Annotated in this window: 12 protein-coding genes and 1 pseudogene; 9 read left to right on the top strand and 4 right to left on the bottom strand. The window is 63.8% G+C overall.

Annotation, left to right across the window (positions count from 1 at the left end):
* The 5 genes from DH10_RS37450 to DH10_RS34335 all read left to right on the top strand — a co-directional run.
* Positions 1 to 377: PopZ family protein (locus DH10_RS37450; protein WP_246811689.1), on the top strand; the 377-nt coding region annotated here is incomplete at its 5' end.
* Positions 378 to 592: 215 nt separating this feature from the next.
* On the top strand, positions 593 to 3,376 hold the full coding sequence (locus DH10_RS34350; RefSeq protein WP_192246007.1) for a valine--tRNA ligase: 2,784 nt from the start codon (positions 593 to 595) through the stop codon (positions 3,374 to 3,376).
* A gap of 361 nt (positions 3,377 to 3,737) precedes the next feature.
* On the top strand, positions 3,738 to 4,988 hold the full coding sequence (locus DH10_RS34345) for an OmpP1/FadL family transporter (RefSeq protein WP_192245993.1): 1,251 nt from the start codon (positions 3,738 to 3,740) through the stop codon (positions 4,986 to 4,988).
* A 283-nt stretch (positions 4,989 to 5,271) separates the two neighbouring features.
* The gene (gene ilvD, locus DH10_RS34340) at positions 5,272 to 6,996 is read left to right on the top strand and encodes a dihydroxy-acid dehydratase (RefSeq protein WP_192245991.1); all 1,725 of its coding nucleotides are present in this window, start codon (positions 5,272 to 5,274) and stop codon (positions 6,994 to 6,996) included.
* Entirely contained in the window at positions 6,983 to 7,810 is an 828-nt protein-coding gene (locus DH10_RS34335; protein ID WP_192245989.1) for a tetratricopeptide repeat protein, read from the top strand. Before ilvD ends, DH10_RS34335 begins: the two co-directional genes overlap by 14 nt.
* A gap of 50 nt (positions 7,811 to 7,860) precedes the next feature.
* On the opposite strand, the gene DH10_RS34330 is transcribed toward DH10_RS34335, so the two are convergent.
* From DH10_RS34330 to erpA, 4 genes are all read right to left on the bottom strand, one after another.
* Positions 7,861 to 8,154 (bottom strand): hypothetical protein, encoded by a 294-nt coding sequence (locus DH10_RS34330; RefSeq protein ID WP_192245987.1) that lies wholly within the window; start codon positions 8,152 to 8,154, stop codon positions 7,861 to 7,863.
* Positions 8,155 to 8,233: 79 nt separating this feature from the next.
* Complete coding sequence (gene xth, locus DH10_RS34325) at positions 8,234 to 9,028, bottom strand: exodeoxyribonuclease III (RefSeq protein ID WP_192245985.1); 795 nt, start codon at positions 9,026 to 9,028, stop codon at positions 8,234 to 8,236.
* A 7-nt stretch (positions 9,029 to 9,035) separates the two neighbouring features.
* Positions 9,036 to 9,428, bottom strand: a complete 393-nt coding sequence (locus DH10_RS34320; protein WP_192385859.1) for a VOC family protein — start codon at positions 9,426 to 9,428, stop codon at positions 9,036 to 9,038.
* An 8-nt stretch (positions 9,429 to 9,436) separates the two neighbouring features.
* On the bottom strand, positions 9,437 to 9,784 hold the full coding sequence (erpA, locus tag DH10_RS34315; protein WP_192245984.1) for an iron-sulfur cluster insertion protein ErpA: 348 nt from the start codon (positions 9,782 to 9,784) through the stop codon (positions 9,437 to 9,439).
* Positions 9,785 to 9,854: 70 nt separating this feature from the next.
* Between erpA and DH10_RS34310 the strand changes: the two genes are divergently transcribed.
* The 4 genes and pseudogenes from DH10_RS34310 to DH10_RS34295 form a co-directional block, all read left to right on the top strand.
* The gene (locus tag DH10_RS34310; protein WP_192245982.1) at positions 9,855 to 11,072 is read left to right on the top strand and encodes a deoxyguanosinetriphosphate triphosphohydrolase; all 1,218 of its coding nucleotides are present in this window, start codon (positions 9,855 to 9,857) and stop codon (positions 11,070 to 11,072) included.
* Positions 11,073 to 11,133: 61 nt separating this feature from the next.
* Positions 11,134 to 12,891, top strand: a complete 1,758-nt coding sequence (argS, locus tag DH10_RS34305; protein WP_192245980.1) for an arginine--tRNA ligase — start codon at positions 11,134 to 11,136, stop codon at positions 12,889 to 12,891.
* A gap of 103 nt (positions 12,892 to 12,994) precedes the next feature.
* Positions 12,995 to 14,200 (top strand): hypothetical protein, encoded by a 1,206-nt coding sequence (locus DH10_RS34300; protein ID WP_192385858.1) that lies wholly within the window; start codon positions 12,995 to 12,997, stop codon positions 14,198 to 14,200.
* Positions 14,197 to 15,827 (top strand): annotated as a pseudogene (locus DH10_RS34295) (SPOR domain-containing protein); the annotation flags it as partial. The gene DH10_RS34300 and the pseudogene DH10_RS34295, both read left to right, overlap by 4 nt.

Raw genomic sequence — 15,827 nt, 5'->3', positions numbered from 1 at the left:
CCGTTGGCGGAAGCTCCGTCAAGGCGAAGGTGACAACCCGCCAGCCGGAGGTTGCGCCCGAGGTCGAGATCGACGAGGAGGATCTTGCCGCGCCGCCTGTCGAAGCCGCGGCGCCCGGCACGGGTTCGGGGCCATCCTCGGCCGACATCCCGCCGGTGCGTCAGGCGATCCTGTCCGAGCATGCGGGCCGTCAGGTCGCGGCGGCGTTCGGCGAGCTTTCGGATGCTTTCGCCAGCCGCAGCAAGAAGACCTTCGACGAGATGGCCGAGGAGATGCTGCGGCCGATGCTGCAGGACTGGCTCGACAACAACCTGCCGACACTGGTCGAACGGCTGGTGCGCGAGGAAATCGAGCGCGTGGCGCGCGGCGCGCAATGATTTCGCCGAACCGTTCAAGGTAAAGCCGCCGCCCCCGGGCGGCGCTTTTGTTTCCGGGAAATACGGCCGCGGGATCGTTTTGCGACGAGGGATGGGATTGCCGCCGATCGCGGCAAGCCTATCTGGGCGAGGTAGGCCTATCCTCTCGCGGTTGACTCGGCCAAGAGCTTCCGATTTACACCGGACGCTTGTTCCCGACAGTTCGGACTTCCTCCATGCTTGATAAAACCTACGACGCCAAGACCGTCGAGCCGAAGATCGCCAAAATCTGGGAAGAGGCCGACGCTTTCCGCGCCGGCGCCGGCGCGGAGGAAGGGGCGGAGGCTTTCACCATCGTCATCCCGCCGCCGAACGTCACCGGCTCGCTGCATATGGGCCACGCGCTCAACAACACGCTGCAGGACATACTTGTGCGCTTCGAGCGCATGCGCGGCAAGAACGTGCTGTGGCAGCCCGGCATGGACCATGCCGGCATCGCCACACAGATGGTGGTCGAGCGCCAGCTCATGGAAAGGCAGATCCACCGCCGCGACCTGACGCGCGAGGAGTTCATCGAAAAGGTTTGGGAGTGGAAGGCCGAATCCGGCGGCGCGATCTTCAACCAGCTGAAGCGGCTCGGCGCCTCGGCCGATTGGTCGCGCGAACGCTTCACCATGGACGAGGGCCTGTCCAGGGCGGTGCTGGAGGTCTTCGTCACGCTTTACAAGGAAGGCCTGATCTACAAGGACAAGCGCCTTGTGAACTGGGATCCGAAGCTGTTGACGGCCATTTCCGATCTCGAGGTCGAGCAGCACGAGGTCAACGGCAATCTCTGGCACTTCCGCTATCCGGTCGAAGGCGCGGTGTTCGACCCTGAGAATCCGAAGACATTCATCACCGTCGCCACGACGCGCCCCGAAACCATGCTCGGCGACACCGCGGTGGCCGTGCACCCCGATGACGAGCGGTTTCGCGACCTGGTCGGCAAGAACGTCATCCTGCCGATCGTCGGCCGGCGGATTCCTATTGTCGCCGACGAATATTCGGACCCGGAAAAGGGCTCGGGCGCGGTCAAGATCACGCCGGCGCATGACTTCAACGACTTCGAGGTCGGCAAGCGCCACAAGCTGCCGGCGATCAACATCCTGACCGTCGAAGCCGCCGTCAAGCTCAAGGACAACGAGGACTTCCTCGCCGGCCTCGAGGCGACACCGGAGCGCCAGGCCGTCTGGGACGAGCTCGACGGGCTGGACCGCTTCGTCGCACGCAAGAAGGTCGTCGAGCTGATGGAAGCCGGCGGCTTCCTGGAAAAGGTCGAGCCGCATCGCCACACGGTGCCGCATGGCGACCGCGGCGGCGTGCCGATCGAACCGTTCCTGACCGACCAGTGGTATGTCAACGCGGCCGAGCTCGCCAAGCCGGCGATCGCCTCGGTGCGCGAGGGGCGTACCAACTTCGTGCCGAAGAACTGGGAAAAGACCTATTTCGACTGGATGGAGAACATCCAGCCCTGGTGCATCTCGCGGCAGCTGTGGTGGGGTCACCAGATTCCGGCCTGGTACGGTCCGGACGGGCGCGTCTTCGTCGAGAAAACCGAGGAAGAGGCGCTTGCTGCGGCGATCGAGTACTATCTGGCGCTGGAAGGTCCGTGGAAGGCCTGGGTCGAGGACAGACTGGAGAATTTCCAGCCGGGCGAGATCCTGACCCGCGACGAGGACGTTCTCGACACCTGGTTCTCCTCGGCGCTGTGGCCGTTCTCAACGCTCGGCTGGCCCGACCAGACGCCGGAGCTGAAGACCTACTACCAGACCGACGTGCTGGTGACCGGCTTCGACATCATCTTCTTCTGGGTGGCCCGCATGATGATGATGGGCCTGCATTTCATGGACGAGGAACCGTTCCATACCGTCTATGTTCATGCGCTCGTGCGCGACAAGAACGGGCAGAAGATGTCGAAGTCGAAAGGCAACGTCATCGATCCGCTAGACCTGATCGACGAGTATGGCGCCGATGCGCTGCGCTTCACCTTGACCGTGATGGCGGCGCAGGGGCGCGACGTGAAACTCGACCCGGCGCGTATCGTCGGCTACCGCAATTTCGGCACCAAGCTCTGGAACGCGACGCGCTTTGCCGAAATGAACGAGGTCGCGCGCAACGACGATTTCTGGCTGAACGACGCCAAGCTAGCGGTCAACCGCTGGATACTGACGGAACTGACGCGGGCGGCGCGCGCGATCACAGAGGGCATCACCAGCTATCGCTTCAACGAGGCAGCGGGCTCCGCATACCGCTTCGTGTGGAACCTTTTCTGCGACTGGTATCTGGAACTGCTGAAGCCGGTGTTCATGGGCACGGACGAGGCCGCCAAGGCGGAGAGCCGGGCCTGCGTCGCCTTCGTGCTCGACGAGATCTACAAGCTGCTCCATCCCATGATGCCGTTCATGACCGAGGAGCTTTGGGCGCAGACGGCGGGCGAGGGCAAGGAACGCGAGTCGCTGCTTTGCCACGCCGCCTGGCCGTCGCCCGATTTCGAGGACGACGACGCGGCAGCCGACATCAACTGGCTGGTCGATCTCGTTTCCGGCATCCGCTCGGTGCGCTCGGAAATGAACGTGCCGCCGGCAGCAATCGCGCCCCTGGCGGTGATCGGCGCCAACGCCATGACACGCGAGCGGCTCGAACGCCACGACCAGGCCATCAAGCGCCTGGCGCGCGTCGGCAACATATCGCTGGCGGAAACGCCGCCCAAGGGCTCGGCACAGATCGTCCTCAACGAAGCGACCGTCTGCCTGCCGCTCGGCAGCCTGATCGACCTTGCGGCCGAAGCCGCGCGGCTGCAGAAGGAACTGGCCAAGGTGACCGAGGAGATCGCCCGCCTGTACAAGAAGCTCTCGAACGAGAAATTCGTCGCCAATGCGCCCGAAGAGGTGGTCGAGGCCGAACGCGAAAAGCTTGCTGAATATCGCGAGGCGCAAGAGAAGCTTTCGGTCGCTCTGACCAGGGTTCGCGACGCCGCCTGAGGGGCAAGATTCGCCTCCGCTGGAGAGCCATTTTCCGGAACGTCATCCGCCTCGAATACAGGCGTGCCGTTGCGTTAATTTTGACGTAAACGGAAACTTTGCGCCCCATTGTTGCCATAATGTAACAATGCGGCCTATTTTCACCAAAATGGCCTGTTTTTGGGCTGTATTGAAAGGTTTTTGCAGCTTTTTCCTGTCATTCGATGCCTGTTAAGCCGCGATTAGGCTGGATTTCGCGGCCGGGCACCATGGCGAAAATGCGTACTGTCAAGATGTACGCGTACAACTCTTGAATTCGTAGTTGCGCCGTTAACCCGAATTGGTTCTAGCTTGATCCCGCGTATTTCGGGGAGGGATTTCCATGAACATTTTGCGTCTAAAAGCACTGCTGGGGGCAGGGTGCTTTTCGCTCGCTCTGGTCGGCTCGGCGATGCACCCGGCGCATGCCGGCGGCATCGAGCGCGGTGGCTATGACATCGATCTGCTGTTCGATCCGGCGCCCTTCGCCACGGAAGCGGAAGCAACCTATGTGATGCCGAACCGCAAGCTCAAGAATGGAGTGGACACCAATCCGCTCGATGGCGACATCACCGCTCTCGGTAGCTCGACGAATGAAAGCGCGGACTATTGGGTGCCGCGCATCGGTGCGAAGGCCCAGATCGTCCAGGGCGTCGACTGCATGGTCGACTATTCGCAGCCTTGGGGGGCGCATACGACACCCGGTCTCTGGGCCGGCGCCCAGTCCAATATGGAAACGGATATCAAAAGCGACAGCTACGGGGCGACCTGCTCTTACAAGATGGACGCGGGCAAAGGCCAGCTTCGCTTCATCGGCGGTGTCTTCTACCAGAAGGTCTACGGCTTCAAGGAGGATTTGGTGTCGCCGCTGGTGCCCGACTTCGGGGGTACCGGTCGTGTCGATCTGACGAGCAGCGGCTGGGGCTGGCGCGCCGGCATCGCCTACGAAATCCCCGACATCGCATTGCGTGCCAGCCTCGTCTACAATTCGAAGGTCAAGCTCGACAACATCTCGGGCTCGCTGGATTTGACGAATGTCGGCAGCGTCGTCATCCCGATCTACGGTTCGACGCAGTACATGCCGGATGTGGTGGAGTTGAAACTGCAGTCGGGTATCGCGCCCGGATGGCTCGCCTTCGGCTCGATCAAGTGGGTGAACTGGAGCGTTCTGCAGAGTGTTCCGATCTGCCCTGTGGGTGTTCCTTCGTCGCTCTGCTTTACCGGCAATGCTGCATCCGGTTCGCAGCAGATTACCTCACTGGATCTGATGTATCGTGACGGCTGGACTGTTTCGGGCGGCATCGGCCACAAATTCAACGATCAGTGGAGCGCCGCCGGCCAGCTGAGCTGGGACCGTGGCACCTCCCATGGCTATGGCTCGCAGACCGATACCTGGACGCTGGGTGGCGGCGTTGCCTATACGCCGAAGCCGAATATCGAGCTTCGCCTAGCTGGTGCAATTGGCGTCTTGACCAGCGGTCATTCGGGAATAGTGAATGGCGAGAACGGCTACCAGGCCGGCACAGAAGTCAGCTACGATTTCGGCAACGATCTGGTCACCGCAATCTCCGGCGGTCTCAAGATCAAGTTCTAAGTCTTTGAAAATTCAGGAAGAGGCCGGGTACCGCCCGGCCTTTTTTCGTTTATGCTATAGCCGCCTAACCTAGCTGCGCGGCTTGATGTTGCAGATTCGCTGCACAACTGCCGTCCCCTCGCGATTGTGACGTTTTGGCAACAGTTTATGAACAACCCCCGCGCTAAAAGTCAGGCCGAGGGAACTGCCCATTTCCCGCCATAAACCCGGCGCACCTCGAAATGGTCTCCGGCCAAAGGCTCGGCGATGGGAACCGGCCGCGGGGTGTGCGGCAAGGACGAGTATGGACGCCAGGGTGATCTCCAAGGCCAAACTGCCTAGCCGCCACGTGACCGTTGGTCCGGCGCGCGCGCCGCATCGCTCGTATCTCTATGCCATGGGATTGTCGGCAGCCGAGATCGCGCAGCCGCTGGTCGGCGTCGCCAGCTGCTGGAACGAGGCGGCACCGTGCAACATCTCGCTGATGCGTCAGGCGCAAGCGGTCAAGAAGGGCGTGGCGGCCGCCAATGGCACACCGCGCGAATTCTGCACCATCACCGTCACCGACGGCATCGCCATGGGCCACCAGGGCATGAAGTCGTCGCTTGTGTCGCGCGAGGTGATCGCCGATTCGGTCGAGCTCACCATGCGCGGCCATTGCTATGACGCACTGGTGGGCTTGGCCGGCTGCGACAAGTCGCTGCCCGGCATGATGATGGCGATGGTCCGCCTCAACGTGCCGTCGATCTTCATCTATGGCGGCTCGATCCTGCCCGGCAGCTATCGCGGTCGGCAGATCACCGTGCAGGACGTGTTCGAGGCAGTCGGCCAGCATTCGGTCGGCACGATCGGGGATGCCGAACTGCTCGAGATCGAGCAGGTGGCTTGTCCTTCGGCGGGTTCCTGCGGCGCCCAGTTCACCGCCAACACCATGGCTACCGTCGCCGAGGCGATCGGCCTGGCCTTGCCCTATTCCTGCGGCGCGCCGGCGCCCTACGAGATGCGCGATCGCTTCAATTTCGCCTCCGGCGAAAAAGTCATGGAGCTGATCGCCAAAAACATCCGGCCGCGCGACATCGTCACCCGCAAGGCGCTGGAGAATGCCGCGACCGTCGTGTCGGCCACCGGCGGTTCGACCAACGCGGCGCTGCACCTGCCGGCGATCGCGCATGAGGCCGGCATCAAGTTCGACCTCTTCGACGTGGCGGCGATCTTCGAGAAGACGCCTTATATCGCCGACCTCAAGCCCGGCGGCAAATATGTCGCCAAGGACATGTTCGAGGCCGGCGGCATTCCGCTCTTGATGAAGACGCTGCTCGACCATGGCTACCTGCACGGTGATTGCATGACGGTCACTGGCCGCACTTTGGCCGAAAACATGGAGCACGTTTCCTGGAATGACAGCCAGGATGTTGTGCGTCCCGCCAATCGGCCAATCACCAAGACGGGCGGCGTTGTGGGCTTGAAGGGCAACCTTGCCCCCGAAGGCGCGATCGTGAAGGTCGCCGGCATGTCGGAGCTGAAATTCTCAGGTCCGGCGCGCTGCTTCGATTCGGAAGAGGAGTGCTTCGAAGCGGTCACGCAGCGCAATTACCGGGAAGGCGAGGTTCTCGTCATCCGCTACGAGGGGCCGCGCGGCGGTCCGGGCATGCGCGAGATGCTGTCGACGACGGCAGCGCTCTACGGCCAGGGCATGGGCGGCAAGGTGGCGCTGATCACGGACGGGCGTTTTTCCGGTGCTACACGTGGCTTCTGCATCGGCCATGTCGGGCCGGAGGCGGCGGTCGGCGGTCCGATCGGGCTCATCAAGAATGGCGACGTGATCTCGATCGACGCCGTGAAAGGCACGATCGAGGTGGCGCTGTCGGATGCCGAGCTGGCGGCACGGGCAAAGAGTTGGAAGGCGCGCAAGACCGACTATCAGTCCGGCGCGATCTGGAAATATGCGCAGACCGTAGGGTCGGCCCGCGACGGCGCGGTCACCCATCCGGGCGGTGCGAAAGAAACACACTGCTATGCGGACATTTGAGGTGTTGAGGTCGTCTGTCTTTTCGGCACTGGTCGCGGTTGCGACCTTGGGTGCCGTCGGGCAGGCCATGGCCTTCGACGACAAGGTGTTCGACGACAAGACCGGCGTGAAGCCGCAGTCGAGCCCGTGGGCGGTGTTCCAGTTCGGCTTCTCCGCCTACAAGAACGGCCACAAGGACCAGGCGGTCGAGGCCTATAAATATGCCGCGGAGAACGGCCAGATCGGCGCCACCTGGAAGCTTGCGCGCATGTATGCCGAAGGCGACGGCGTGGCGCGCGACGACTATGCGGCTTTCAAGTTCTTCTCGGAGATCGTCGACCAGGATGTCGAGCCCGGTTCGCCGGAGGAAAGCTATGTCTCGGATGCGCTTGTCGCGCTCGGCGACTATCTGCGCAAAGGCATCCCGGGCAGCCCGGTCGAGGAAAACGAGGTCGCGGCGCAGGAATACTACATGCGCGCTGCCGCCAACTACCGCAACCCGAACGCCCAGTTCGAGATCGGCCAGATGTTTTTGAAGGGCGAGGGCGGCGTGAAGGCCAGCGTCAAGCAGGCCGGGCGCTGGCTGCAGCTCGCGGCCGAAAAAGGCCATGCCGGCGCGCAGGCGACGCTCGGCAATCTCTTGTTCCAGAGCGGCAAGGTCGTGCGCGGCCTGGCGATGATGACGGCCGCGCTTGAGCGTGCTCCGCCGGCCGACCAGACCTGGATCCGCAGCATGCAGGAAGAAGCCTTCGCCGCCGCCGGCGAAGCCGACCGCCGCACGGCGATTTCGCTGGCCGACGACATCCTGACCAAAGGCAACAACGGCGACCAGTAGGCGGCGGCTGCCAATCTCCCCCTCAAGAGGGGAGATCAGCGGCTTCGGCCTCAATTATCGGCCGGCTCTGTCGGCATCGTACTTGGCGGCGGCGTCGAGAGCGATGTGGGGTGAAGCTTTGGGGCGTCCCCGGGGCACACGTCCTTGATCTTCGTCCAGGACGTGTTGTTGAGAACCATGTCGCAGCGGGCGAGGTGGCTTTCGCCGGCGACGGTCAGACAGGCCGTCTCGCCGACCTTGAATGATTTGCCGTTGGCAAGGCACTCCGGGGCCGCGAGCGCCGGCGCCGGCACCGCGAACGCCAGCGCAAGACCAATCGGGCAAAGAACAGATCGGATCACCATCGAACCCCCGCAACAATTCGCATCCAACGCGCGATTTGTGGCGATATCAGGGTTCGGCGAGAGTGCGTAGGCAGCGCTTTCAGGCCGGCTGCAGGTCGAGATCGATCGCTACCGGCACGTGGTCGGAGGGTTTTTCCCAGGCGCGCACATGCTTCTCGACCGAGGCCGAGGAAAAGCGGTTGGCGGCTTCGGGCGACAGCAATAGATGGTCGATGCGGATGCCGTTGTTCTTCTGCCAGGCGCCGGCCTGATAGTCCCAGAAAGTATAGACATCGGGCGAATCGGTGACGGCCCGAACGGCCTCGGTGAAGCCGAGATTCTTCAGGCGGCGGAAGGCCTGTCTCGTCTGCGGCTGGAACAGCGCGTCGCCGAGCCAGTTGTCGGGGGACCTGGCGTCGGCGGGCTCGGGGATGACGTTGTAGTCGCCGGCCAGCACCAATGCTTCCTCGAGCCTCAGCCGTTCTTGCGCCCAGCGCTCGAGCCTCGCCATCCATGACAGCTTGTAGGAAAACTTCCTCTCGTCGTCGATCGGATTGCCGTTCGGCAGATAGAGCGAGGCGACGCGCAGCGCGCCCTTGTCGGTCGAGAAGACGCCTTCGATGAAGCGCGCGTGGTCGTCGGCATCGTCGCCGGGCAAACCGCGATTGACTTCGTCGAAGGGCAGCTTCGACAGGAGCGCGACGCCGTTGAAGCTTTTCTGACCGTTGGTCTCGACATTGTAGCCCTGCGCCTCGATCTCGGCGCGCGGGAACTGATCGTCGAGCGTCTTGATCTCCTGCAGGCAGACGATGTCCGGCGCGCTCTCGGTCAGCCAGTGGGTGAGGTTGCCGATGCGGGCGCGAACGCCGTTGATGTTCCAGGTGACGATCTTCATGCGGACCTCAATGTTCTTCCGGCGCAAGGCGCTCGACGAGGCCGATCGTATTGCCTGCCGGGTCCTTTAGAAAGGCCATCCATTCGCTTTCCCCCGCCGGACCGAAGCGGCCCTCGGTGTCGCGATGGACAAGCGTCGGCGGCGCGGTGAACGGAACGCCGGCGGCCTTCGCCTCGGCGTGGAAGGTCTCGAGACCGGCAATGTCGAGATAGACGGTGCCGGGCGGAACGCCGTCGGTGAAGAGGAGCCGCACCTGGCCAGCCATGATGAAGGCCATGCCCGGCGGATCGTAGCGCGCATGCACGCTCATGCCGAGCACATCGCGCCAGAAGGCCAGCGTCGTATCGAGATCGCGCCCGGCCGACAGCGCGACCTGGCGGACCGCGCCGATCGCTGGCATCGGATCGGTCAGATGGAAAAGCTGGTGCCGCAGCCGCAAGAGGCGACGGCGTTCGGGTTCCTGATCTGGAAGGACTGGCCCATCAGGTCGTCGACGAAGTCGATCACCGAGCCGCCCATATAGACCAGCGAGAGGTCGTCGATCAGGATCGTCGCGCCATCCTTCTCGATGGCGACGTCGTCGTCGTTGCGACTATCGACGAGATCGAGCTTGTAGGAAAAGCCGGAGCAGCCGCCGCCTTCGACGGAAACGCGCAGCGCCGTCTTGCCGGGCTCGCCGGCGACGATCTTGACGATCCGCTTCGCGGCGGCGTCGGTCATTTCGACCTTCATGGCAGTCTTGGCATCCGCGCCCATCGGCGTCACCTTGCTTTCGGTTTCCCATGATAGGTATGAAGCGGGCGGGGGCAAGTCAACTGGTGGGCGAATGAGCAAGGATGCTCTCGGCGATATCGGATTCGGCTACCGGCCGCGCGCCGTCTATGCGAGCGATCCGGCGCAGTCGCGCGGCCGGCTGTTCGATGAGCCTGAAAGCCCGACCCGCACGCCGTTCCAGCGCGACCGCGACCGCATCATCCATTCCACCGCATTTCGCCGGTTGAAGCACAAGACGCAGGTGTTCGTCGCGCATGAGGGCGATCATTACCGCACCAGGCTGACGCATTCGATCGAGGTGGCGCAGATTGCGCGCGCCCTGGCGCGGGCGCTGCGCGGCGACGAGGATCTCGCCGAAGCGGTCGCCCTGGTCCACGATTTCGGCCACACGCCTTTCGGCCATACCGGCGAGGAGGCGCTGAACGAGAAGATGGCCGGCTGGGGCGGATTCGACCACAACGCACAGTCGTTGCGTGTCGTCACACGCCTCGAGCGGCGCTATGCCGATTTCGACGGGTTGAACCTCACCTGGGAGACGCTGGAAGGGCTGGTCAAGCACAATGGGCCTCTGATCGATGGCAGCGGAAAGGGGCTGAAGGGTCCCGTGCCGCAGGCGATCCGCGACTATTCCGAACTGCACGACCTCGAGCTCGACCGCTTCGCCGGCATCGAGGCGCAGTGTGCTGCGATCGCCGATGACATCGCCTACAACACGCATGACATAGACGACGGCCTGCGCGCCGGCTTCCTGACGCTGGATATGCTCGAGGACGTCGGCCTGCCGGGTTCGATCCTGAAGAGCGTGCGCGCCCGCTATCCACAGCTCGACGACGTACGCACCGGCCACGAGCTGATGCGCCGGCAGATCACGTTGATGGTGGAGGACGTCATTGCTTCCGCCACCGCCAATATTGAGCGCCTCAAGCCGGACAGCGCCGATGCGGTGAGGGCGGCGGGCGAGACGATGGTGACCTTCTCCGCAAGCATGGCCGCAGCCGAAAAGGAACTGAAGGCTTTTCTCTACAAGCATCTTTACCGGCATGCCGAGGTGATGCGCGTGCGGGCAGAGGCCGAACAGATCGTCCGCGACCTGTTCGATATCTATTTCGCCGACCCGCGCGCCATGCCGGATGGATGGCGCGAAGGGCTGGACAGGGCGCAGGATCGCATCAAGGCACGCAGCGTCGCCGATTTCCTGGCCGGCATGACCGACACCTATGCGCTCAAGGAGCACAGGCGTCTGTTTGACCATACGCCCGATTTGAGCTAGGGCGAGCCACGATTTGCCGGCCAAGCTGCCGGTAGCCTGTTTAAAGCCCAGAGCACACCCAATGAATATCTTCGCCGATTTCAACGCGCGGATCGTAAAAGCTGTCGAAGCCCTTGATCTGAAAGACAAGGACGGCGGAGCGCTGGACCTGTCGCGCATCGCGGTCGAGCCGCCGCGCGACGCGAGCCACGGCGACCTTGCCACCAATGCGGCGATGGTGCTGGCGAAGCCCGCCAACCAGAATCCTCGCGCGCTTGCCGAGAGACTGGCCGAAGCGCTGCGCGCCGATGCCGATATCGCGTCCGCCGATATTGCCGGGCCGGGCTTCGTCAATCTCAGGCTGAAGGACGGCTTCTGGCAGGCGCATCTCGCGGTGCTGCTCGGCGAGGGCCGCAACTATGGCCGCTCCAAGATCGGCGGCGGTCGCAAGGCCAATGTCGAATATGTCTCGGCTAATCCGACCGGCCCGATGCATGTCGGCCATTGCCGGGGCGCCGTCGTCGGCGACACGCTGGCCAACCTGATGGCCTTCGCCGGCTACGACGTCACCAAGGAATATGTCATCAACAATGCCGGCTCGCAGATCGACGTGCTCGGCCGCTCGGCGATGCTGCGCTACCGCGAAGCGCTTGGCGAAAACATCGGCGAGATTCCGGCCGGTCTCTATCCGGGCGACTATCTGGTCCCGGTCGGCCAGGCGCTGGCCGAGGAGTTCGGCCTTGGCCTGCTGGAGATACCGGAAGAGGAAGCGCTGGCGATCGTGAAGGATCGCACGGTCGACGCGATGATGGCGATGATCCGCGAAGATCTGGCGCTGCTCAACGTGCATCACGACGTTTTCTTCTCCGAACGCACGCTGCATGCCGACAATGCCAAGAAGATCCGGGCGGCGATTGCCGACCTGACGCTCAAGGGTCATATCTACAAGGGCAAGCTGCCGCCACCGAAGGGCGAGAAGCCGGACGACTGGGAAGATCGCGAGCAGACGCTGTTCCGTTCGACCGCGGTCGGAGACGACATGGACCGGGCGCTGGTGAAGTCGGACGGCTCGTTCACCTATTTCGCTGCCGACGTCGCCTACCTCAAGGACAAGGTCGAGCGCGGCTTCGTCGATCTCATCTATGTGCTTGGTGCCGACCATGGCGGCTACGTCAAGCGGCTTGAGGCGCTGGCGCGCGCGGTCGCCGGCGACACGGTCAAGCTGACGGTTCTGCTCTGCCAGTTGGTGAAGCTGTTCCGCGACGGCGAGCCGGTCAGGATGTCGAAGCGGTCGGGGGATTTCGTCACGCTGCGCGACGTGGTGGAGGAGGTCGGCCGGGACCCGATCCGCTTCATGATGCTCTACCGCAAGAACGACGCGCCGCTCGATTTCGACTTCGCCAAGGTCACCGAGCAGTCCAAGGACAATCCGGTGTTCTATGTGCAATACGCCTCGGCGCGGTGCCACTCGGTGTTCCGGCAGGCGAGCGAACAATTGGGCGAAGCGAATTTCGACCGCAACCGGCTCGTGGCCTCGGTCGCGTCGCTGACGGACGAGGGCGAGATCGGCCTGATCCGTAAGCTGGCTGAATATCCACGGCTGATCGAATCCGCGGCACTTGCGCTGGAGCCGCACCGGCTGGCATTCTATCTCTACGATCTGGCGTCCAGCTTCCACGCACACTGGAATCGGGGCACCGACAACCCGGACTTACGTTTTGTTAAGGTTAACGACCCACAATTGACGTATGCCAGACTAGGGCTGGTGCAGGCTGTTTCGGATGTTTTGACCTCCGGCCTGACGCTGATAGGAGCTGATGCGCCTACCGAAATGCGTTAGGTTTGACTAAAAAACCTGTCACCTTTTGCCCACATTGCGCTGGTAAGGGCCAACCCTGCGCGACGTCCATGGCGTCCGACTGTGTGCGAGTTCGGGAACAATAATGGCAGACAGAACCCAGCTGAAAGTAGCCGCAAACAACCACGTCGCCGACGACGATCCGTTCGCGGAACTGACCCGGATCATGGGTTTCGACCCGCGTCAGCCGGTCAGGCCGCAGACGTCAGCGGTCGCAAAGGCTGCGCCGGCAAACCAGCCCGCGGACGATGCCGATTTCGACATCGACCTCGAAAAGGAGCTGATGGGCGAATTCGACGCTGCCGAGGAAAGCGCGCCGGCGGCGCAGTACGAGCCGGCCAACGAAGCCGCCAATATTGCTCTCACCGACGACGAGCTTGCGTCCTTCGAGCGGGATTTTGTGTTTGACGACGCGGCGGATCATGCCCACTTTGCGACGCCCCGTGCGCCGGAGCCGGCCGCCGACACGACCTTCGACGATGATTTCGACAAGGCGGTCGCGAGTTCCTTGGAAGTCTCGCCCCTGCAGGACGACCTTTCCATCGACCAGGAAATGGCGGTCTCGCTGGATGAGGGCTTTCGGATCGACCACGATGTGCCTGACACGAACCGAGGCGCCACCGCGGCCGCCGCACCTGGGGTTGTCGAGCCTGCTGTCGTTGAGCCTGCGGCCGAGACGGCGCTCGACGCCGATTTCGACAACGCGGTCCAGATGTCGCTCGAGGACGAGCTGGCGTTCGACGAGCGTGAGATCGAGCAGCCCGAAGCCACTGACGTTCAGCCGACCGAGGCACACGCCGTTGCTGACCAACCGATCGCCGACGAAGATTTCGACAGCCAGTTCGACCAGGCCGAATTCGATCGGGCCCAGCTTGATCAGGTGGTGGCCGACGTCGATATGGATATCGATCAGCCGCAGGACCTGACCCTGGAACAGGAACTGTCGGTCGATGACGAGCAGCCGCAGGCGGTCGAGGCGCCGGTCGAGGCGGCGCATTTCGCCGCCGATCACGAACCTGCCGCCGATCCGGAGCCCATGGCCGATCACGAAGCAGCGGCGGATCCGGTCCTCGAAGACGATTTCGAGCTCAGCTTCCGTGACAGGGGGAGCCGGAAGCCCCCGCCGTCGAGCCTGAACCCGTCGCCGACCATCAGGCCGCGACCGATCGGGTCTTCGAAGACGATCTCGAACTCAACTTCGCCGAGGCCCTGGCCGAGGAGCCGGAGGTTCCCGCTGTCGAGCCCGTCGCCACGGCCGAGCCGTCCTTCGCGGAGCCTGCTCCGGCCGTGACGGCCCCGGTTCCGCCGGTTGCGGCGGTCGAGCCGGCCAAGCCGGCCGCGACCATTGGCGAGCGGAGCCTGGAAGACGAACTCAACGCGCTGCTCGGCGCCATGACCGCGCGACCCATTCCGGTTGCGCCGGCCCCGGTTGCTCCCATTCCGGTCGCTCCGGTTTCAGTCGTCCCGGTTTCAGTCGCCCCAGTTTCAGTCGCCCCAGTTGCAGTCGCCAAAGAATCCGCTCCGGTACAGCAGCCGGCCAGCCACACCGGCCATCAGGCCGCCGTTGCCGATGATCTCGATTGGGATCTCGATGAGACCGCCCAGTCCGCCGATGCCTATCTCGATACGCTGCTCGCCGGCGAACTCGACCGGCAGGGCTTCGAAGACGTCGCGGCCGAACAGGATGCCGAACCGAGCATCGATTTCGATGACGAGGCTTTCGATGCCGCCTTCGCCAAGGGCATCGAGCAGGACCTGCCGGTGGCGGCGGCCGAGCCGTCCCGGTCGTGGAGCCGCGTGACCCCGGTCGCCGCGCCCGCGCAGGCGTCGTCCGCGCCGCAGCCGATGACTGCCTCGGCGCCGCAAATGGCGGCTCCCGCCTATCGTGAGGAGCCGGCGAAGGACTATTCCGCCTACGCCAAACCGGCTTCGTCGCCGCAGATGGCGGCGCCTGCCTATAGTGACGAGCCGGCGAAGGACTATTCCGCTTACGCCAAGCCAGCCTCGGCGCCGCCGCCCCGCCATCAGGAGGAAATGCCCGATGTCGAGACGGTCGACGTGCCTGAGCGCGTCGTGGCGCTGGCCGACGATCTCGATATCCCGGAGCTCAGCTTCGAGGAGGATCAGCCGGCGGCACCCGCCTATGACGATCTCGATGCCGAGTTTGCAGGTCTGCTTAGCGAGATGAACGCGACCGAGATCGCGGCCGCTCCGGTGCAGAGCCGGGGCTATGACGACGATTCCTACAATGCCGGATTCAAGACCGGCTACGATCGTCGCGAGTTGCGCGCCGAGACGCCCGCCGCGCCGGCGACCCCGTCCTATGCTGCGGCCGCGAGCGCGTTCGATGCCGACGATTTGCCTGGCAGCCGCCCGGTTTCGCAGGTTGACGATTTCGCCGCAGATGAACTCGACTACGATCCCGAACTCGACGAGGCAATGACCGTGCCGGGCCTTGCCGAGCGCGAAGCCGCGAAGCCGCGCAGCCGCAATCTGATGGTTGCAGCGCTGGTCGGCGCCGCGGTGATTGCCGGCGGTCTCGGCGCTCTCGCCTTCTCATTCGGCGGCAAGGGCGGCAGCGAAGCGCCCGTGATCGTGAAGGCCGACAATTCGCCGATCAAGGTCAAGCCGGAAAACCCGGGCGGCGCGGTGGTGCCGAACCAGGACAACAAGGTCTATGACGCTGTGGCCAAGGGCGGGTCGGCCAAGCCCACCGAACCGGTGCAGCAGAAACTGGTGACCAATGTCGAGGAACCGATCGACGTGGCGTCAAAGGAACCGCCGCAGAGCCGGATCGTCGACCTTTCGCCTGACGACACCGATGCCGCGCCCGGTACCGACGCAGCGGGCAATCCGAACACGGCAGCGCCGGCTCCGGACGCAGCAGCGCCGGCTCCGAACGCGGCAGCGCCGGCTGG

The organism is Mesorhizobium silamurunense (genome assembly GCF_014843825.1).
GTDB lineage: Bacteria > Pseudomonadota > Alphaproteobacteria > Rhizobiales > Rhizobiaceae > Mesorhizobium > Mesorhizobium silamurunense.
Note: the sequence above shows the minus strand (reverse complement) of the source record. Positions and strands in the feature narration are given on the sequence as shown.